Source organism: Methylosinus sp. KRF6 (assembly GCF_018887255.1).
GTDB lineage: Bacteria > Pseudomonadota > Alphaproteobacteria > Rhizobiales > Beijerinckiaceae > Methylosinus > Methylosinus sporium.
The window spans coordinates 1,666,066-1,686,101 of the sequence record NZ_JAHLJF010000001.1 but is presented as its reverse complement, the minus strand read 5'-3'; the positions used below and the strand labels follow the sequence as shown (position 1 = coordinate 1,686,101).

At 66.5% G+C, this 20,036-nt stretch carries 17 protein-coding genes; 12 read left to right on the top strand and 5 right to left on the bottom strand.

Features of this window, described 5'->3' with window-relative positions:
• Positions 1 to 211: 211 nt before the first annotated feature.
• Positions 212 to 1,006, bottom strand: a complete 795-nt coding sequence (gene purC, locus KP010_RS08110; RefSeq protein ID WP_018267133.1) for a phosphoribosylaminoimidazolesuccinocarboxamide synthase — start codon at positions 1,004 to 1,006, stop codon at positions 212 to 214.
• Between the two features lie 298 nt (positions 1,007 to 1,304).
• Between purC and KP010_RS08105 the strand changes: the two genes are divergently transcribed.
• The 3 genes from KP010_RS08105 (at position 1,305) to KP010_RS23055 (ending at position 3,011) form a co-directional block, all read left to right on the top strand.
• Positions 1,305 to 1,625 (top strand): DUF1476 domain-containing protein, encoded by a 321-nt coding sequence (locus KP010_RS08105; protein WP_142863520.1) that lies wholly within the window; start codon positions 1,305 to 1,307, stop codon positions 1,623 to 1,625.
• A 42-nt stretch (positions 1,626 to 1,667) separates the two neighbouring features.
• Positions 1,668 to 2,663: a tyrosine recombinase XerC gene (locus KP010_RS08100; protein WP_142863521.1), complete on the top strand. Its 996-nt coding sequence runs from the start codon at positions 1,668 to 1,670 to the stop codon at positions 2,661 to 2,663.
• Between the two features lie 213 nt (positions 2,664 to 2,876).
• On the top strand, positions 2,877 to 3,011 hold the full coding sequence (locus KP010_RS23055; RefSeq protein WP_255461765.1) for a hypothetical protein: 135 nt from the start codon (positions 2,877 to 2,879) through the stop codon (positions 3,009 to 3,011).
• 37 nt (positions 3,012 to 3,048) lie between these two features.
• On the opposite strand, the gene KP010_RS08095 is transcribed toward KP010_RS23055, so the two are convergent.
• Positions 3,049 to 3,618 carry a hypothetical protein gene (locus KP010_RS08095; protein ID WP_142863522.1) on the bottom strand — a complete coding sequence of 190 codons (570 nt, stop codon included), beginning with the start codon at positions 3,616 to 3,618 and terminating at the stop codon, positions 3,049 to 3,051.
• A 34-nt stretch (positions 3,619 to 3,652) separates the two neighbouring features.
• The gene (locus KP010_RS08090; RefSeq protein WP_108915675.1) at positions 3,653 to 3,928 is read right to left on the bottom strand and encodes a hypothetical protein; all 276 of its coding nucleotides are present in this window, start codon (positions 3,926 to 3,928) and stop codon (positions 3,653 to 3,655) included.
• A 192-nt stretch (positions 3,929 to 4,120) separates the two neighbouring features.
• On the opposite strand from KP010_RS08090, the gene KP010_RS08085 reads away from it, so the two are divergent.
• The gene (locus KP010_RS08085) at positions 4,121 to 4,390 is read left to right on the top strand and encodes an usg protein (protein ID WP_036293855.1); all 270 of its coding nucleotides are present in this window, start codon (positions 4,121 to 4,123) and stop codon (positions 4,388 to 4,390) included.
• Positions 4,391 to 4,538: 148 nt separating this feature from the next.
• Here KP010_RS08085 and lpdA read toward each other — a convergent pair whose 3' ends face one another.
• The gene (gene lpdA / locus KP010_RS08080) at positions 4,539 to 5,951 is read right to left on the bottom strand and encodes a dihydrolipoyl dehydrogenase (RefSeq protein ID WP_142863523.1); all 1,413 of its coding nucleotides are present in this window, start codon (positions 5,949 to 5,951) and stop codon (positions 4,539 to 4,541) included.
• 105 nt (positions 5,952 to 6,056) lie between these two features.
• Positions 6,057 to 7,268: a glycosyltransferase family 4 protein gene (locus KP010_RS08075; protein WP_142863524.1), complete on the bottom strand. Its 1,212-nt coding sequence runs from the start codon at positions 7,266 to 7,268 to the stop codon at positions 6,057 to 6,059.
• A 171-nt stretch (positions 7,269 to 7,439) separates the two neighbouring features.
• Between KP010_RS08075 and KP010_RS08070 the strand changes: the two genes are divergently transcribed.
• From KP010_RS08070 to KP010_RS08035, 8 genes are all read left to right on the top strand, one after another.
• Complete coding sequence (locus KP010_RS08070) at positions 7,440 to 8,234, top strand: carboxylesterase (RefSeq protein WP_142863525.1); 795 nt, start codon at positions 7,440 to 7,442, stop codon at positions 8,232 to 8,234.
• A gap of 199 nt (positions 8,235 to 8,433) precedes the next feature.
• Positions 8,434 to 9,237: a cellulose biosynthesis protein BcsS gene (gene bcsS, locus KP010_RS08065; protein ID WP_142863526.1), complete on the top strand. Its 804-nt coding sequence runs from the start codon at positions 8,434 to 8,436 to the stop codon at positions 9,235 to 9,237.
• Positions 9,238 to 9,302: 65 nt separating this feature from the next.
• Positions 9,303 to 11,591: a UDP-forming cellulose synthase catalytic subunit gene (gene bcsA, locus KP010_RS08060; RefSeq protein ID WP_216280726.1), complete on the top strand. Its 2,289-nt coding sequence runs from the start codon at positions 9,303 to 9,305 to the stop codon at positions 11,589 to 11,591.
• 58 nt (positions 11,592 to 11,649) lie between these two features.
• Entirely contained in the window at positions 11,650 to 14,280 is a 2,631-nt protein-coding gene (locus KP010_RS08055) for a cellulose biosynthesis cyclic di-GMP-binding regulatory protein BcsB (RefSeq protein WP_142863528.1), read from the top strand.
• Positions 14,277 to 15,410: a glycosyl hydrolase family 8 gene (locus KP010_RS08050; protein ID WP_246659905.1), complete on the top strand. Its 1,134-nt coding sequence runs from the start codon at positions 14,277 to 14,279 to the stop codon at positions 15,408 to 15,410. Before KP010_RS08055 ends, KP010_RS08050 begins: the two co-directional genes overlap by 4 nt.
• A 323-nt stretch (positions 15,411 to 15,733) precedes the next feature.
• Positions 15,734 to 17,647 carry a hypothetical protein gene (locus KP010_RS08045; protein ID WP_142863530.1) on the top strand — a complete coding sequence of 638 codons (1,914 nt, stop codon included), beginning with the start codon at positions 15,734 to 15,736 and terminating at the stop codon, positions 17,645 to 17,647.
• A gap of 19 nt (positions 17,648 to 17,666) precedes the next feature.
• On the top strand, positions 17,667 to 18,644 hold the full coding sequence (gene bcsN / locus KP010_RS08040; RefSeq protein WP_142863531.1) for a cellulose biosynthesis protein BcsN: 978 nt from the start codon (positions 17,667 to 17,669) through the stop codon (positions 18,642 to 18,644).
• Positions 18,645 to 18,870: 226 nt separating this feature from the next.
• A complete protein-coding gene (locus KP010_RS08035) occupies positions 18,871 to 20,034 on the top strand; it encodes a homoserine O-acetyltransferase (RefSeq protein ID WP_370464660.1) in 1,164 nt (387 codons plus the stop codon).
• Positions 20,035 to 20,036 lie beyond the last annotated feature (2 nt).

The following is a 20,036-nucleotide window of genomic DNA, read 5'->3' as shown; positions in this document are numbered from 1 at the left end:
CAGATCGATCGAGATTTTAGGAAGGTTCGCGCTTTCCTTCTCCCGCTTGCGGGAGAAGGTGGCCCGACGAAGTCGGGTCGGATGAGTGCTCTCAGGCGCGAAGACAGTTTTCGAAGAGGTCGCCTCGCGACGCGTAAGCCCTCATCCGACCCTCGCTGACGCGAGGGGCGCCTTCTCCCACGAGTGGGAGAAGGATGCGAATGATTGCGCCTTACTGCACCAGCTTGGGCTGGCTCGGGCGGGGCGTCTCGTTCTCTTGCAGAATGCCGAGACGGCGCGCGACTTCCGTATAGGCCTCGACGAGGCCGCCCATGTCGCGGCGGAAGCGGTCCTTGTCCAGCTTGTCGTTGGACTTGATGTCCCACAGCCGGCAGGAGTCGGGAGAAATCTCGTCGGCGACGACGATGCGCATCATGTCGCCTTCCCACAGCCGCCCGCACTCCATCTTGAAGTCGACGAGGCGGATGCCGACGCCGAGGAAGAGTCCGGAGAGGAAATCATTGACGCGAATGGCCAAGGCCATGATGTCGTCGATCTCCTGCGGGCTCGCCCAGCCGAAGGCGGTGATATGCTCTTCCGAGACCATCGGGTCGTCGAGCGCGTCGTTCTTGTAATAGAACTCGATGATGGAGCGCGGCAGCTGCGTGCCTTCCTCCATGCCGAGGCGCTTGGACAGCGAGCCGGCGGCGACATTGCGCACCACGATCTCGAGCGGAACGATCTCGACCTCGCGAATCAGCTGTTCGCGCATGTTCAACCTGCGGATGAAATGCGTCGGCACGCCGATATCGTTCAGATGCTGGAAAACGAATTCCGAGATCCGATTGTTGAGGACGCCCTTCCCGTCGATGACCTCGTGCTTCTTGGCGTTGAACGCGGTGGCGTCGTCCTTGAAGTGTTGGATCAACGTCCCGGGCTCCGGGCCCTCATAGAGGACCTTGGCCTTGCCTTCGTAGATGCGGCGGCGGCGATTCATCGGGATCAACCGGGGCTTGAGAAAATCCATTACGGGCCCGTGGCTCCTCGGTTCGGCTCCGGCGGCCGCCGCCTCGGCCAGAGCGGGAGCTCGGGAAAAGGGACGTTCGTCCGAAGCGGCGTTGGTGACGGCCGCGGATGGAACCGGGTCCTATCCTGTTCCGGCGGTCGTTACAACCCGCGAAGCGAGACTAGCCGAATCGAGTGGCCGACACAACTTGACTGAAATTTTCGTTAATTGCGTGAACGTCACTGGATTTTCGACCGAATCGCCTACATCCAGACTTGCGCCGGGCCGAACGAGGCCAACGAAACATCCGAGGGTTGCAATGAGCACGTTCGACAATCGGGAAGAAGCTTTCGAGAAGCGCTACGTCCATGATCAGGAAATGGAATTCCGCGCGGCGGCGCGGCGAAACAAATTATTCGGCCTGTGGGCGGCCGAAAAGCTCGGCAAATCAGGGCCGGAAGCGGAGGCCTACGCCGAGGCGCTGGTGACCGCCGAGACGTCCGCCAATGCCGATGAGCTGGTTTTTTCCAAGGTGAAGGACGATTTCGCCGCCGCCGGCGTCGAGCAGTCCGACCATCGGCTGCGGCGCACGCTCGACGAATTGCTGGAGACGGCGCGGCGAGAGCTGACGAAGGGCTGACCCTTTACCCTTCCTTTATCGGCGCGCGCCACCACTTATGCCATGCGCGATTCCCCAAGAGCCGCAACCAAAAGATCGGGCGCCGCCTTTCTGGCGGCGCCCGATATCGTCTCGGCGGCCGAATCTTGGCTGGAGCATCTCTCCGGCGAGCGGCGCTGCTCGCGCCACACGCTCGACGCCTATGCGCGCGACACCCGGTTTTTTCTCGCCTTTCTCGCCGAGCGTCGCGGCGCGCCCGCCGACGCCGCCACATTGAGCGCGCTCGCTCCCGCCGACATACGCGCCTTCATGGCGCAGCGGCGGACCGAGGGGCTGGAAAATCGCTCGCTGCTGCGGGCGCTGGCTGCGGTGCGCTCGCTCATGCGCTTCCTCGAGAAAAAGGGCCTCGCCAAGACCGATGTCTTCGGCGCCGTCCATGCGCCGAAAAAGCCGCACAGTCTGCCCAAGGCGCTGAGCGTCGCCGACGCGCGCGATCTCACCCGCGCCGAGACCCGCGCCGGCGAAGCCCGCGAGCCCTGGATTTTGGCCCGCGACGCCGCCGCTCTGGCGCTGCTCTATGGCGCCGGTTTGCGCATTTCGGAGGCGCTGTCGATCGAGCGCGACCGCGCGCCCATCGGCGCCGTCGATCGCGTCTCCATCACCGGCAAGGGCGGCAAGACCCGCGTGGTCCCGGTCATCGAGCCCGTGCGGCGGGCCATAGAAGACTATATTTCGCTGTGTCCCTATCAGCTCGCCGGCGGGCCGCTCTTCGTCGGCGCGCGCGGCGGGCCGCTGTCGCCGCGCATATTGCAGCTCGCCGTGGAGCGAATGCGCGGCGCGTTGGGCCTGCCCGCGAGCGCCACGCCCCATGCGCTGCGCCATTCCTTCGCGACGCATCTGCTGGGCCGCGGCGGCGATCTGCGCAGCATTCAGGAGCTGCTCGGCCACGCCTCGCTCTCGACGACGCAGATATACGCCGCCGTCGATAAAGCGCGGCTTCTCGACGCCTGGCGCTCGGCGCATCCGCGCGGCGCCCGCGTTTCGACGAAATCGAATTGATTTTGCTTCGATTGCAATCGATCTCGTCAAGCGCTTCCTCGCCGAAATTTTGATCTCGAGCGAGGTCTCGCCTTTTCTCGTCCCCGCCCTTCCTTCCTAGCGAACCTGCCGCCTTTTCACTTCGTGCGCCCGCGCACGCGGACGTTTTTCGGGCTCGGGCAGGTTACGGCGTCCGTTGAGGGGACGGGCGCCGGCGATCGGCAGGAGGGGAAAATGGGTCATACGCCGAGATTGTCGCTGCTCGGAGTCGTTCTCGTCATGGCTTTCGCCTATGGCGTCTGGATCATCGTCACATCTGGGCAGGCGGCTTCGGCCGACGCCTGTCTCGGCTATGCGCTCTGCCGCTGAGCGGCGGAGCGAAATGTCGAGCGGCGGAGCGAGATCGTCACGCCGCGCCGCGGCGGCGGACGAGAGCGCGCAGCAGGGCCAGCTTGCGCAGGAACAGCGAGCGGCCCTCCTCGCCCAGAGCGCGGGACAGCCGCGCCTTCAAATAATCCTTCGCCTTGCGAATCTTCTGCTTGAACGGCTCGACCCGCTCATGCGCCCAGCGGCTGACGCGCAGCACGGCCGCATAGAGCTTCGCGAACCAGCCGATTTGCAAGAGCTTCTCGCGGCTGGCGTCGAAGAGGAAGGATGTGACGCCGAGCGCCAGCGTCTTGGCGGCGAGGATCACCGCGAGCCCCGTCACCACATGGCCATGGGCGATGGCGGCGACCGCGAGCAGCTTCAACGGAAAAATCGTGATCGCCGGAAGGGCGAAGACGGCGAGCGTGGCGATGGGCGATAGGCCGGCGATGAATGCGCGCAGCCGCGCCTCCAACTCCTTCACGCCGAGCGCGGCCGCGAGCCGCAGGATCCATAGTTTCACATGGTCCCACAGCCAGCTCTCGATGAGGAAGAGAACCGCCAGCGTGAACCAGAAGGCGCGAATGAGGCGTTGCTTGACGGATTCCATCGGGCGTTCTTCTCCTATCGGGCCTCGAGGGCCATTATCGCGCGCCGGCCGTTTCTGCGATCCTCGCCGCCTCGGCCAGCGATTCCCCGAGACGAAGCCGCATTCGCGCGTCGAGCGCTGCGTCCCGCTCACGCGCTTCGCGGTCGAAAGCGAATTCGAGAAGCAGAATATAAGCGCCGTTCAAGGCGGCGCCGAGCGCTCCCTCGGCGTCGAAGCATAGCGCTTCCACTTCCTCGACGCTCGTTTCGCCGCCGTCGACGATGCGCATCAGCAGGCCGACGATGTCCTTCACATCCCGAACAGCGCGCATGTCGGCGTCTCCTGAGATCGCGACAGAAATATGCCGTCTCGGCAGGTTTCGCCACAATGAGCCGGCCGATCGATCAGCACTCGCTCGCGCTTGCTGATAGCATATTGTTTTTAAAAGTTTATTCGGCATTGGCCTTGCATCTTTGTCGTGGTCGAACCTATCGTTCTCACGCGATCGAAGAGGAGGCGTCTCATGGCGTCGCGCGAATTTCGCCGTATGCTCGAAGGCTATGGGCTGACGACGGCCAATATTTTCTATCGTCTGCCCGATCACCCCGCGATCATGCAGTCCTACATCTGGCAGGACTACGATCTGCAGCCTGAATTTCCGCAATTGCGGAAGTTTCTGGATTTTTGGCAGAGGAGCCTCGACGGCCGGCTCCATTCGGTGCAGGTGGCGCATAGCGGGCTTATTCGCCCGGCGGAAATCTCCTTGGTGGACAAGGAGTTCCGTTTACATTGAGGGCGTCGAGGCCGGCCCCTCGCCCTGAGGAGCCCGCATAGCGGGCGTCTCGAAGGGCGGCCTCGCCCCGTCACCTGGAGCGCCCTTCGAGGCTTTTCGCGTTCCGCAAAAAGCGCCTCAGGACGAGGGGGCTGGAATTGCGAGCCTGTCACATATGGATCGAGCGCTTGGCGACGCCGAGCGCCGCTTCCTTGATCGCTTCCGACAGCGTCGGATGCGCATGGCAGGTACGGGCGAGGTCTTCCGCCGCGCCGGAGAATTCCATCAGCACGCCGCCTTCGGCGATCAGCTCGCCGGCGTCCGAGCCGAGAATATGCACGCCGATCACGCGGTCTGTGGCGGCGTCGGCCAGCACTTTGACGAATCCCTCCGTCTGCCGACTGGCGCGCGCGCGGCCATTGGCGGCGAAGGGGAATTTGCCGACGTTATAGGCGATTCCCGCCGATTTCGCCTCTTCCTCGGTCAGACCCACCCAGGCGACCTCCGGCATCGTATAGACCACAGACGGAATGACCCCGTAATTCACATGTCCCGCCTGGCCGGCGAGGATTTCCGCCACGGCGACGCCCTCCTCCTCGGCTTTATGGGCGAGCATGGCGCCGCGCACCACATCGCCGATGGCGAAAATGCCCGCCACATTGGTGCGGAAATGCTCGTCGATGACGATTCGCCCGCGCTCGGTGGCGACGCCCGCCTCCTCGAGGCCGAGGCCCGCCGTATAGGGAATGCGCCCTGTGGCGATCAGCACGGCGTCGGCCGTTATCGGCGTGCCGCCGCCGCCCTTGGTGGAGGCGTAGGAGACGGAGACGCCCTCCGGCGTCTTGTCGATCTTCGTGACCTTGGCGGCGAGATGGAAGGCGAAGCCCTCCTTCTCGAGAATCTTCTGGAAGCGGGTCGCGACCTCGGCGTCGGCGCCCGGCAATATGCGGTCGAGATATTCGATCACCGTCACCTGCGCGCCGAGCCGGCGCCAGACCGAGCCGAGCTCGAGGCCTATGACCCCCGCGCCGACGACGACGAGATGCTTGGGGACCGATTCGAGCTCCAGCGCCCCGGTGGAGGAGAGAATCTGCTTCTCGTCGAAGGCGATCTCCTTGCCGTCGACATCGCGCAGCGGCGCCACGGCGGAGCCTGTCGCTATGACGATATATTGCGATTCGAGAATCTGCGTCGCGCCATTCTCGCCCGTCACCTCGACGCGCCCGGCGCCGAGAATGCGGCCGACGCCATGGAACGAATCGATCTTGTTCTTCTTGAACAGAAAGGCGACGCCGCCGACATTGGCGGCGACCGTGTCGGCCTTGTGCTTCATCATTTTCTCGAGATCGAGCCGCGGCGGCTCGACGATCACGCCGAGATCGGCGAGGCCGTGGCTCGTCTCCGCGAACATATGCGAGGCGTGCAGCAGCGCCTTGGAGGGAATGCAGCCGACATTGCCGCAAGTGCCGCCATGGGTGGCGCGCTTCTCGACGACGGCGGTCTTGAGGCCGAGCTGCGCCGCGCGAATCGCGCAGACATAGCCGCCCGGGCCCGTGCCGATGACGATGAGATCATATGCCATCCGCCAACTCCTTTGTCGCGCTGCGATCGATCGCTAGAATGTTTTTATGAAAGGAGAATATCCGCTTCATGGGGGTGAGGTCGAACCATTTCTTCCGCAGCCGCTTCACAGCGCGCGTCCGATGAGCAGCCGCTCATAGGCGTCGAGCGTCGCAGCGCACATGCGTTCGACGGAAAAATGCGTCTGCACATGCCGCCGCGCGCGCGCCGTCAGCGCCTCGCGAGCGGAGGGGCGCAGCTCCAGCGCCTCGCGAATCGCCTGCGCCAGAGCGGCGGCGTCGCCGGCCGGCGTGCGCCAGCCGGTCGCCTGCGTCGCATCGACCTGCGGCGGGGCGAGCACGGTCTCGATCGCCGCGCCGAGATCGGAGACGATGACCGGCGCGCCCATCGCCTGCGCCTCTATGGCGACGCGGCCGAAAGCCTCGGGCGTCGTCGAGGGCGCGACGGCGACGGCGGCGGCGAGATAGGCGGCCGGCATATCGGCGCAATAGCCCGGCGCGCGCATGATTTCCTCGAGCCCGGCGCGCGCGATATGCGCCTCCACATTGGCGCGAAAAGCGGCGTTGGGCGCATCGCCCGCCAGCACGAAGCGCACATCGGAAAATCCTTCGGCGAGGAGCAGCTTCGCCGCGTCGACGAGCGCGAGATGGCCCTTGCGCGCCGAGAGCCGCGCCGGCAGCAGCACGACGCGCTCGTGTCGCGCGACGCCCCATGACGCGCGCACGCGCTCGACGCGGGCGGGCTCGACGGCGGAGGGCGAGAAGGCGCGCAGATCGAGCCCGCGCGCGATGACGACGATGCGCTGCCTCGCCTGCGGATAGAGCTCGGCGATATGGCGGGCGGTGAAATGCGAATTGGCGATGACGAGATCGCCCGCCGCCATGATGGAATTATAGCGCTGCTTGATGGCGGAGGCACCGCCGTAGATGCTGTGGAAGGTGGTGGCGAAGCGCGCGCCCGCGCGCCGCGCCGCGTGATGCGCGACCCAGGCGCAGGCGCGCGAGCGCGCATGGACGATATCCACGCCCTCCTCGCGCAGAATGCGGGCGAGGCGGAAGGAATTCAGCGCCATGGCGAGCGGGTTTTTGGTCGCGGCGGGAAAGGGCAGCCACACGCCGCCCTTGGCCTGCAGCTCGCTGACCATGCGGCCGCCCTCCGAGGCGACGAGCGCCCGCGCGCCCGCTATATGCAGCGCCTCGGCGATGTCGATGGTCGTGCGCTCCGCGCCGCCCGACTGGAGATCGGGCACGATCTGCAAGATCGTCCGCCCGGCGAGAGGGCGGCTGGTCGAAGGGAAGGCGTGGAAATTCTCTAGCATGGAGCGATCTTGCCCAGTAAACGAGAACCTCGCCGCGGTCGAGAGAGGCCGGGGCCTTCTTCGCCGTAGAAATGAGCCAGCAATAAGGCCCGGCCGCCGGAGCATGACTTTGAAGAAAAGCACATTTTTCGTTAATAGCGAGAGCGGGCGCATTCGCCCGGCGGGGAGACGATGGCTGTGGACGGCGTCGAGGAGGGGCTGAGCTTCATCGAACTCGCCCTCGAGGGGCGGGCGCCCTGGCGCATCGCCCGGCGCCTTCGCGCTGCGCATGGGGCTGGGGCGGAGCGTCCCGGCGTCATGCTGCTCGGCGGTTTCAAATCCGACATGCTGGGTTCCAAGGCCGCGCATCTCGACGCATGGGCGGAGCGCGAGGGGCGCGCTTTTCTGCGCTTCGATTATTCCGGCCATGGCGAATCGAGCGGACGCTTCGAGGATGGAACGATCGGCGATTGGCTGGCGCAGAGTCTCGCCGTCTTCGACGCTTCGACGCGCGGCCCGCAAATTCTCGTCGGCAGCTCCATGGGCGGCTGGCTCGCTCTGCTGATGGCGCGTCGACTCGCCGAGCAGGGCCGCCGCCTGCACGCTCTCGTGCTGATCGCGCCCGCCGTCGATTTCACGCAAGAGCTCGTCTGGAACAACGCCGACGACGATATTCGCCGCGCGATTCTCGAAGACGGCGCATGGTTGCGGCCTTCGCCCTATTCGCCGGAGCCAACGCCGATCACGCGCCGGCTCATCGAGGAAGGTCGCGCGCATCTCATGCTGGACGACGTCATCCGTGTGAATGCGCCCGTGCATATCTTGCAGGGGATGCGCGACGAGGATGTGCCCTATCGCCATGCGCTGCGGCTGATGGATTGTCTCGCGAGCGATCCCGTCGTGCTGACCTTGGTGATGGAAGGCGATCATCGCCTCTCGCGCAGCGAGGATCTCGCGCATCTCACGGCCACGATAGAGGCGCTCTGAAGCGCGTGCGCGAGCTGAGCAGTACCGCGCATTAGGCATAACGGCTTCTTTGCGAAGCGCGAAAGCATTCAATAAACATTGTCCCATTAACCTCCATTCTTAAGGAAGGCGCCATGTCAGGCGCTCTTGATCGAGAGACGCGAATGTAACGCGGTCGTTCCCGCGCGCGCCGTTCGATCGGGCCTGGGAATGAAGAGTCATGATGCTCTCGAAAACGGCTCTGCCGCTCGCATTGTGCGCGGCGCTCTGCTCGACGGCGCGCGCCGCCGATTGGTATACGGGCGTTCCCGCCGAGGCGCCGCCGCCGGCGACGCCTCGGCCGACGGTCTCCATCGACCTTTCCGTCGACGGAACGTCGCGCAATTCGATCGCCGGCGCCGCCATCGGCAAGATCGCGCCTTTCGGATCGCTCGTGGAGAGCGGCCCACGCATTCGCGTCTCCACCGTCATCGGCAAATATGCTTATGACGCCAGCGATCTTCCGGTCTACATCCCCGTCGGCGCCGCTTTCATTCCCAGCAATTCCGGCTATGGCCGCGTGAATGGAACGCTGGAGGACGGCTCCTTCATGGTCGGCTACGAGGTCGTCTCCAATCAGGGTGGCGTCGCTTTCTATGTCGGCCCGGATGTGATGAATCACAGCCTGTCGCCTTTCGATCCGGGCAATCAGGTGCGCGGCGTTTCCGTCGGCGCCAAGGTCGGCGTCGAGGCCTTCGCGCGGCCGACCGAATCCACCATGGTCGCGCTCATCGCCTATTATTCGACCGTGCATAATTCCTATTACACGCGGCTGAAATTCGGCGTGGAGCTCGCCGATTACGTCTATGTCGGACCGGAGGCGCTGGCGCTCGGCGATGATTATTTCGCGCAATGGCGCGCCGGCGCGCATCTCACCGGATTGAAATTCGGCGCGCTGCAGATCGGCCTCTCCAGCGGCTATCTGCGCGATCGCGTGCGCGGCGGCGGCGCCTATGGAATTCTGGACACGCATATCGCTTTCTAAAATCGACGGCCGCAGATTTCACGGCCGTACCTTTTCATTGTTCGTCTTTGCTCGAAGGCGTCGCCATGTCTCTCTTGCGCTTCCTCTCCTTTCTCCTTCTCGGCGCCGTCGCCGTCGCGCTCGCCACACAGCCGGTGAGCGTGCAGGCGCAGCTGGCGACGAGCCTTTCTGTCATCATGCTGCTGGCCTTTGTGTGGAAGTTCGCGCGCGGCGCGGAAGCGCGCCAGCTGTTTATCGCGCTCGCGCTGTTCGTGGTGCTGCGCTATGTCTATTGGCGCGTCACCTCCACCCTGCCGCCGCTCTCCGATCCTGTCGGCTTCACTTGCGGCTCCATATTGCTCGCCGCCGAGCTCTATTGCGTGGCGATGCTGCTCCTCACCCTCGTCGTCAACGCCGAGCCGCTGAAGCGCGAGCCGGCGCCGCAGATAGAGGACGAGGCTCTGCCGGCGGTCGATGTGCTGGTCCCGAGCTATGACGAGAGCGCCTCCATTCTCGCGACGACTCTCGCCGCGGCGAAATCCATGGATTATCCTGCCGACCGGCTGAATGTCTTTCTGCTCGACGACGGCGGCACGGAGCAAAAATGCGCGCATCCCGATCCCGAGATCGCCGAGCGCGCCCGCGCCCGCCGCGCATCCTTGCAGGAGCTCTGCGCTGCGCTCGGCTGCTATTATCTCACCAGAGAGCATAACGAGCGCGCCAAGGCCGGCAATCTCAACGCGGCGCTCGAGCATATCGATGGCGACATCGTCGTCGTGCTGGACGCCGATCACGCGCCGTTTCGTTCCTTTCTGCGTGAGACGATCGGCTATTTCTTCGAGGATGATCGGCTCTTCCTCGTGCAGACGCCGCATGTCTTCCTCAATCCCGATCCGATCGAGCAGAATCTGCGCACCTTCCGCCATATGCCGTCCGAGAACGAGATGTTCTATGGCGTCACGCAGCGCGGATTGGACAAATGGAACGCGGCCTTCTTCTGCGGTTCGGCGGCTCTGCTGCGCCGCGCCGCGCTGGACGAGGCCGGCGGCTTCTCCGGCGTCTCCGTCACCGAAGATTGCGAGACGGCGCTCGAGCTTCATGCGCAGGGCTGGACCAGCGTCTATGTCGACAAGCCGCTCGTCGCGGGATTGCAGCCTCAGACTTTCGCCGCCTTCATCGGCCAGCGCGTGCGCTGGTGCCAGGGAATGCTGCAAATTCTGCTGCTGCGCAATCCACTGCTGAAGCGCGGCCTCGAGCCCTTGCAGCGGCTCGGCTATCTGTCGAGCATGAGCTTCTGGTTCTTTCCCTTCCCGCGTCTGGTCTTCATGCTGGCGCCGCTCGCCTTCATTCTCTTCGACGTCAAGATTTTCGTCTCCAACATAGAAGAGGCGATCGCCTATACGGCGACCTATGTCGTCGTGAACGCGATGCTGCAGAATTATCTCTTCGGCCGCGTGCGCTGGCCCTGGGTGTCGGAACTCTACGAATATTGCCAGGGCGTGTTTTTGTCGAAAGCGATCCTCTCTGTGCTTCTGCGGCCGCACAGCCCCTCCTTCTGCGTGACGGAGAAAGGCGCGACGCGAGCGCAGGATCGTCTCTCGGAGCTCGCTTGGCCTTTCTTCGCCATTTATGGCCTGCTCGCCATCGGCGCTGTCGTCGCCGTCTATCGTTGCGTGGCCGAGCCCGGCGTGCGCCAGCTGATCGTCTTCGTCGGGCTATGGAACTTCTTCAATCTCGTCACCGCCGGCGTCGCGCTCGGCGCCGTGGCGGAGCGTCGCCGCCGCGAGAAGCATCCGAGCCTTCCCGTCGAGCGGCGCGGCGCGCTCGCTCTCGGCGAGGAGCATGTTCGCGTCGCGATAGAGGAAGTCTCCGCCGGCGGCTGTCGCCTGCGCGCGGCGACAGAGGCGGACGCCGAAGCGCTCGCCGCGGCGAAACAGACGGAAGGGCGCTTCTTCATCGACTCGGTCGTCGACGCCGCGCGCCGTCCGAGCCTTTCCGCGCGCATCGTCGGCGTCGCGGCGGACGGGCACCGCCACATCGTCTTCGCGCTCACGCAGCCGCAGGATCATCTCGCGCTCGCCGATCTCATGTATGGCGACGCCACGGCGCTCGAGCGCTTCCAGGCGGCGCGGCGCAAGCACAAGGGCATTGTCGCCGGCACGGCGCAGTTCCTCTGGTGGGGCGCGATCGAGCCCTTGCGCGCCTTCGGCTATCTGCGCCCCCGCGCAGGCGAGGCGGCGCGGAGCGAGCCGCCGCCCATCGCCGAGCTTCCGTCGATCTTCGGCCGCCGCCAACCCCGCCTGCGGCCGCCGTCGAAAGTGAAAACGCCGCCCGCGATAGAGCGCGAGCGCTCCGTGAGAAACGAAAGCGCCTGACCTTTTTCGCAAGTCCATTCTCGTCGACAAGACCATTCTCGTAAAAATGAGCGCCAAAATGAAGTACCGACTCCGCGCCGCTCTGCTCGCGGCCACGACGGCGCTGACGCCGATCGCGGCCTCCGCCCAGGCGATTTTCACGACGGCGCCGCAAGAGCAGCTGTTCCATCTGCAAGTCGAGCGGCCGCGGCAGGCCGCGACCCGCCTCCAGCCCATCATCCCCGCGCGTTTCGCCGCGCGCGAGCCGTCCCGCATCGCGGCGGTGGAAACGCCGGCCGCAGCGCCTGTCGCGCCGCCGCGGCCGATCGTCGCCGGCGCGATGCTGCGGCATCTCACCAATAATATTCAGGGCTACCGCCTCGCCGGCGAGATCGGCTCGTCCGAATGGCCGATCTATGTCACCGAGGCGCAGGCGTCGCGCCGTCTGCAATTTCGCATCGGCTATCTCGCCGCCGTGTCGGTGATGCCGGAGGCCTCCGCGCTCACTCTGACGATCAACGATCAGACGATCGGCGACACGCCGATCCGCGCGGTGCAGGAAGTGGAGACCATCGTCTTCGACATTCCGCCGGGCGTGATGCGTCCCGGCTTCAATTCGGTGCGCATCGCGACGAGCCAGCGCCATCGCGTCGATTGCTCGCTCGAGGCGACCTATGAATTGTGGACGCAGATCGATCCGACCGAGACCGGCCTGGTGCTGCCGGAGGACGATCCGGGCGTCGTCAGCCTCTCCGATCTCGGCGCGCTGCCGCCGGACGAGCAGGGCGCGCTGCCGATCCGCGCCGTGCTCGGCGCCAACGCCAAGCCTCTCGAGATCGAGCGCATGTTGCGCGCGGCGCAAGCGATTTCGCTCGCCGGCCGTTTCGAGCAGCCGGTCGTCGACGCCGGCCCCGCCGCGGGCGGACGCTATGGCGTCAATCTCTTCGTCGGCGCCGCCGCCGAGCTCGCCGGCCGCGTCGATCTTTCGCGCGCCGGCCCCATAGACGAGCCGCGCGCTTTCGTGCTGCCGGCCGCGCCCGGCCGTCGCGCCGGCATTGTGGTGACGGGCGCGACATCCGCGCAAGTGGATGAGGCGATCCGCCGTCTCCTCGTCTCGGCCGCGCCCAAGGGCTCGCCGCAAGGGCTGCGCGCTTCCGCCGCCTTTCCGGGCTATCGGCTCGACGGCGGACGCAAGGTGAAGCTGCGCGATCTCGGCGTCGCCAGCGAGGAATTCACCGGGCGTCTCTATCGAGCGGCCTTCAACATCGTCATGCCGCCGGATTTCTATGCGGCCGATTACGGAAATGCGCTGCTGCGCCTCGCCGGCGGCTATGCGGCGGGGCTCGACTCCAATGCGCAGATCGTCGTCAAGGTGGACGAGCGCACGGCGGTGAGCCTCAATCTCCTGAAGGCGTCGGGCGACGTCTTCCGCGACAATCCGCTGCCCTTGCCGCTCGGCTTTCTGAAGCCTGGCCTCAATCGCATCGAGATCGAGGCGCATGTGCCGACGCGCCGGGACGCCGATTGCGATCCGCTGGCGGCGATGCGCGCGGCCAAGCGCTTCCTCTTCCTCGACGAGACGGAGATCGAGCTGCCGCCGATCGCCCGCATCGCGCAAATGCCCGATCTCGCGGTGACGGCGTCCGGCGGCTTCCCTTATGCGGGCGCCAAGGGACGGCCGAAGCTCTATATGCCGTCGCTCGATTCCGACGCTGTGGGCGCGGCGGCGACGATCGTCGCGCATTTCGCCATCGCCGCCGGCAAGCCGATCGATTTCGAGATCGTCGATACGCCGCCCGGCGAAGGCCAGGGGCCGACGCTCGCCGTCGCGCCGCTCGATTCTTTCGACGCCGCGCTGTTGCAACGTCTCGACATGCCGGCCGACACATTGCGCGAGGCATGGGGGCCGCATCTGACCGCCGATCGCCGCAAAGCGTCGGAGAAGCGGCTGTCGCCGCTCGAGATCGCGGCGCGCAATCGCTTCGTCCTGCAGCGCAATTTTCCCATGGCCTGCTATGCGCCGCGCAACATGCTCGACAAGACGATCACCGCGCAGTCGGGAGGAGCGAGCGCGCCTCCGCCTCCCTCCGGCGAGGCGGAGCGCGTCGATTTCGCGCCCGTCGGCACGACGCCCGTCGGCCGTCTGGAGCGCCCCGATGGCGAGCGGGACCTGCTCGAGGCCTGGCGCGACGATCTGCGCCGCGAGGGCCATTGGGGTTATGGCGTCGTCGAGCGGCTGCGCGTCGCCGGCGTGTGGAGCGCGGCGCGCGTCGCCGACGCCGCGCAATGGCTGCGCGCCGGCTTCGAGGCGGAGGCCGCCGACCGCGTCGCTCCGCAGCGCGCCTCGCTGGCGATGAGCCAGACGATCCTCGGCGACACGGCCAAGGATGTCTGGACCATCGTCACCGCGCCCAACGCTGCGACTCTGGCGGAGGCCTCCGCCTGTCTCGTCGATCCGCGCGTCTCGCGCCGCGTGCAGGGCCAGCTCGCGATGCTCGACATGACGGACGCCGCCGTCGCGGCGAGCGGCGCCGACAGTCCGCGCTTCATCGTCACGCGGCCTTTGTCCTTCGGCAATCTTCGGCTCATCGCCGCCGGATGGATGTCGCTGCATCCCGGCGTCTATGTGGGCCTCGCAATTCTCGTCGCCGCGCTCTTCGCCGCCTCCACGCGATGGCTGACGCGCAATATCGGAAGGAGCTCGAGATGAGAATTGCGTCACTCGCCGTCGCCGCTCTCGGCCTCGCCGTCGCTCTCGCGCCGGCCGTCACGCGCGCCGAGCCGATCGCGGAAATCTCCGCCGCGATCGGCGTTCCGCTCTCGCTCGACGCGCATAAGATCAAGCTCGGCGGCGCGCTGAAATCGCCCGAGGCGTGGATGGCGTATAAAAAGCGCTTCATCGCCGAGCAGGGCCGCGTCATAGACACGGCCAATGACCATGTGAGCCATAGTGAGGGGCAGGGCTACGCCATGCTGCTCGCCGTCGCCGCCAATGATCGCGCCACATTCGATCGCCTGTGGGGCTGGACGCGCGCCAATCTCATGGTGCGCAACGACGAGCTCGTCGCCTGGCGCTTCGATCCGCAGCATCGTCCCGCCGTCGGCGACATGAACAACGCCTCGGACGGCGATCTCCTGATCGCCTGGGCGCTCGCGGAGGCGGCGGAATATTGGGACGATTTGCCGCTGCGCATGGCGGCGCGGCGCATCGCCGTCGAGCTGTCGCGCAAAGTGGTGCTGTTCAAGACCAAGATGGGGGCGCTGCTGCTGCCGGCGGTCGCCGGCTTCAACGCCTCGGATCGCTCCGACGGGCCTGTGGTCAATCTCTCCTATTATGTTTTCCCGGCCTTGGCGCGGCTCGACAGCGTCGCGCCGGAGGTCGATTGGGCGGGCCTCACGCAGACCGGTCTCGATCTGCTCGAGGCGTCGCGGCCGACGCCGCAGACTCTGCCCGCCGATTGGATCGCGCTCGAGGGCTGGCGGGCGCGGCCGGCGGAGGGCTTCGCGCCGGAGTTCGCCTATAACGCCGTGCGCATTCCGCTCTATCTCGCCTGGGCCGGCGTCGGCGAGCGCGCCCATTACGCGCCCTTTCTCGCCTGGGCGCAGCGCGCCAAGGAGGCGCCGCCGATCGTCGACGTCGCTTCCGGCAAGGATGTCGGCCAGTTCGGCGGCGGCGGCATAGCGTCGATCGCCGCGCTGGTTTCCTGCGTCGTCGACGGCGGCAAGCTGCCCGCCGATTTCGCCGCGCCGAGAGCCAATGAAGACTATTACCCCGCCACTCTGCATCTGCTGGCGCTGCTCGCTGCGCAAATGAGGTATTCGTCGTGTCTCGCCAATTGAGAGCCCTCCTTCTCGCGGCCTGCGCCGCCACTTCGTCGGCGGCCCCTTCGGCGCTCCACGCCGAGGGCGCCGCTCCGCAATTTGTCGTCGAAAAGGCGCCGGAAGAGGCGTTTTCACCACCTCTCCCTCGAGGGGGGAGGTCGAGCGCCGAAGGCGCTCGGGAGGGGGTGCTTCCGCCGAGTCTTCTTCGTGGAACCCCACCCCGGACCGCTTCGCGGTCCGACCCTCCCCCTAAAGGGGAGGGTGAGCGCGCTCCTTTCATCGTTCGTCAGACGGCCGCGGCCGGCGCGACATCCGAGCGCGAAAAGCCCGACGATCTCGCATTGCGCTATTACGCTTCGCTCGATCAGCGCGCCCGCGTGCGCGCCGAATTCTCGCGGCTGCGTCGGCTCTATCCTAATTTCGAGCCGCCGGCCGATCTCTATGGCCCGCGTCGCGGCGACGTCGACGAGGCGGGTCTGTGGGAGCTGTTCGCTGCCGACAAGCTCGACGAATTGCACGAGATCATCGGAGCGCGCCGCAAGGACATGCCCGGCTGGCGCCCTTCCGCCGATCTCATGCGCAAGCTCGAGCAGAAGGAGCAGCGCAACAAAATATTCGCCTTCTGGCGCGAGGGGCGCTGGCTCGACATCGCCTCCTTCGCGCGCGACAGTCGCTTTTTCGCCGCCAACGCCGATGTCGAATCGCAATGGACGATCGCCGAAGCCTTCGCCCGCACAGGTCAGATCAGCGAGGCGATCGATGTGTATAAATCGATCTTCGCCTCCAATGAGGACAAGCATATTCGGCTCGCGACCATGCAGAAGGCGATGGCCGCGCTGCATATGGGCGATGTCGAGGCTCTGCTGGTCGAAGCGCGCAAGAGCTCCAAAGAGCCGGAGGACGAATTCGCCCCGGTGGCGATCGACATCACCCGCGCGCGCATCGTCGCCGTGCTGCGCGACGAGCGCAAGGACGAGATTTCGCCGCAGGAGCTGCAACGCTTCGAGAGCTTCGCCAAGCTGACGCGCGAGCCGCAGCAGCTCGGCCTCGTCGCCTGGCTGCAATATAAGCGCCGCGATTTTCGCGCCGCGCTCGAATCCTTCAAAGCGGCGATCGAGCATGGCGGCGACGCCATGATCGCGCATGGGCTCGCCCATACGCTGCGCGCGCTCGATCTGCGCCGCGAGGCGGAGGAGGTGGCCTATGCCTGGCGCGCGCCGCTGGTGAACAATGGCATTCTCTTTCTCGATCTTCTGGAGCGCGATCTCACCCAGGAGACGCCGCCCTATCTCGAGCCGGCGCGCCTCGCCCGCTATGCGGCGGTGACGATCGAATCGGCCTCCGGCGAAGGCGCGCAGGGCCTCGGCTGGTACGCCTATAATTCCTGCCAGTTCGACGTCGCGCGCTTCTGGTTCGAGCGCGCGGTCGCCTGGTTTCCGAAAGAGGCGACCGTCTATGGCTATGTGCTGACGTTGAAGCGTCTGCGCCAGGACAAGGAGGCGCTCGAGCTCATCAATCGCTATGACGGGCTGTTCCCCAAGCTCGTCGAGCTGCTGTTCCCGGATGATTATTATCATCCGCCTTTCCCCTGCGATTCGCGCATCGCCGCCAAGGCGCATGGGCCGGCGGTGAAGATGGCCGGCTATGTCGTGCCGGGGCCGGCCGGCCCGGCGCTCGCCGCCGAGCGCGATCGCCTGCGCGTCGAGGCCGACAAGAAAGAGGCGACGACGCCCGACGCCGCCAAGGTGGCGGCGCAGGCGCAGCAGCGCGAGCGCGTGCTGAAAGCCGTGCGCGGCAAGTTCCCCATCGCCGTCGCGGCGGAGAATCCGCTGCGCTTCCAGCCGCTGGCGCAGGCGCGCTCGGCCGCGGGCTCGCCGGCGCCTGTCGGCCTGAGGGCGGAGCCGCAGCCGGGCAAGGCGCCGCTTGTGGCGCGGCGCGTTCCAGGGGTCGGGCCCATGCCCTCCGAGCGCTATGGCTTTTTGCTCTCGCCGAGCTGGAACGCCGTCGATCTCGCCACTTGGCCGCCGGCCTCCGAGCAAGTGGCCCCCGTCGGCACGCAATGGGCCAATCAGGAGGCCGATCCGGCCTGGATCGGCCAGCAGAAGGCGGATGCCGGCGCCAAGCTGACGGCCGGCGCGGCCGAGCACGTCGCCACCGCAATGGCGCCGCGCACCCGCTATGGCGCCGCGCCGCCGCCGCCGAACCTCGCCGCCGTCCTCTCGCTGCCGGCGTCCAAGCAGAGCCAGACTCGTTGATCCTTTTGGAGATTTCCTCATGAGACAATTTTTCAGACATTCGCCGCCGCTCTTTCTGCTCGCCCTCGGCCTTTCCGCCTGCTCGCCGACGCGCGGCATTCTGGCCGTCGATCCGACGCCCACCGGAGCCACCGCCGGCGCGCCGCCGGCGCGGGGCGTCGAGGCGCGCAGCGGCGCCGCCGCCATTCTGGCGCTGCCGGCCGAGGCGCGCGTGCGCGGCGGCCTCGAGGAGCGCCGCTACGCCAATGGCTGGCGCCAGAGCGTCGCGCTCGACCGCGCCGTGATGGGCAAGGGCTGGAACGAGATGACCGTCGACATTCGCACGGCGCCGGCCGGCGGCGGCCGCGAGGGCGCGATTCCCATGGGCAAGCCCACGGAGGAGGGCGTGCGCCAAGAGCTGTCGCTGCGCTTTCCGGCGACGCGAATGCGCATCGTCGCCAAGCCGTTGCGCAATGATCTCGGACCCTTCGGCCTCGCCGTCGGGCCGGGGCCGGAAGGAACGCGCTGCGCCTTCGCCTGGCAATGGGTCGACGATCTGCGCGCTGTCGCCCGGCCCGAAGCCACGGCGACGACGATCGTCCGCGGCGATGAGATTCCCGCTTCGATCCGGCTGCGTCTGTGCCGCAAGGGCGTCACCGAACGGCAATTCGCCGATTGGTTCTCGCGGCTGCGCGCCGCCGAGGCCGCCACTGTCGAGCGAGTGGTCGAGGCCGCTCGCAGCGGCGGCGACGCGCCTTTCCCGGCTCCGGCGGTCGGCGACCGGCTCGCGTCGCCGACGACGGTGGCGAGCATCGCGCGTCCGGCGAAGCGGCTGCCCGTCCTGAAGGCGCGGTCGAGGCCGACGCTTCGCGAGACGATCCATGAGGAGACGACGACCGAAGTGCGCCGCTACAGCGCGCCGCCGAAGCCGGTCGAAGTCCGGGCCGCTTCGTCGGGCTTCGATCCCGGCCTGCCGCCGCAGGCTTTCGCCGGGCCGCCCAAATCTGGGGCGCGGTGAGCCCAGGACCCCGCTCCGGCGTGCTCGCGCCAGGGAGGGCTGCGCCGGCCATCGCTTCAGAGTGGAGCGTGAACGCCCCTTTCGGCGTTCACCGGGCGATCCGTCCCCGAGGCCGGTCGCCCGACACCCGAGGTCTTGACACTCTTCTCCCGGCCGTCGATGCTGCCGAACAAATTGTTCGGCATATCGAACAGGAGAGAAGAATTTGGCCAATGCGCTTCCCGCCATAGAGACGTTGTCCTCTTCGGACCCGCTCAATGGGCGCATCGTCGAGTTCCCGCCGGACCGGCCGCTCGTCACCGACGGCGGCGGCTGCGTCACGCCTTTGACGATCGCCTATCAGGCCTATGGCGAATTGAACGCAGAGCGTTCCAACGCCATTTTGCTGTGCCATGCGCTGACCGGCGACCAGCACGCCGCCAATGTGCATCCGCTGACCGGCAAGCCGGGCTGGTGGGATGTGATGGTCGGCCCCGGCAAGCCTTTCGACACGGAGCGTTTTTTCATCGTCAGCTCCAATGTCGTCGGCGGTTGTCTCGGCTCTTCCGGGCCGTCCTCGATCAATCCCGCGACCGGCCGGCCCTATGGGCTCGATTTTCCGGTCGTCACCATTCGCGATATGGTGCGCGCCCAGGCGATGCTGATCGACCATTTGGGGATAGACCAGCTCTTTTGCGTCGCTGGCGGCTCCATGGGCGGAATGCAGGTGCTGCAATGGGCCGCGAGCTATCCCGAGCGCGTCTTTTCGGCCATGCCGATCGCGACGGCGCCCAAGCACTCGTCGCAGAATATCGCGTTTCACGAGGTCGGCCGGCAGGCGGTGATGGCCGATCCCGATTGGCGCGGAGGGCGTTATCTCGAGCAGGGCGTGCGGCCGGAGAAAGGCCTCGCCGTGGCGCGCATGGCGGCGCATATCACCTATCTCTCGGAGCCGGCGCTGCAACGCAAGTTCGGCCGCAAGCTGCAGGACCGCGCGGCGCCGACATTCTCCTTCGACGCGGATTTCCAGATCGAGAATTATCTGCGTTATCAGGGCATGGCCTTCGTCGATCGCTTCGACGCCAATTCCTATCTCTATGTCACGCGCGCCTGCGATTATTTCGATCTCGCGGCCGATTACGGCGGCTCGCTGGCGCAGGCGTTCAAGGGCACGAGGACGCGCTTTTGCGTCGTCTCCTTCAACACCGATTGGCTCTATCCGACCTCCGCCTCGCGCGCCATCGTCCATGCGCTCAACGCGGGCGGCGCCTCGGTCTCTTTCGTCGAGATCGACAGCGACAAAGGGCATGACGCCTTTCTCGTCTATGAGCCGGATTTCATTGCGACGACGCGCGGTTTCCTGGAGGCCGCCGCCGCGGCGCGCGGCCTGCCGCGGGCCGAGGAGGCTTAGCC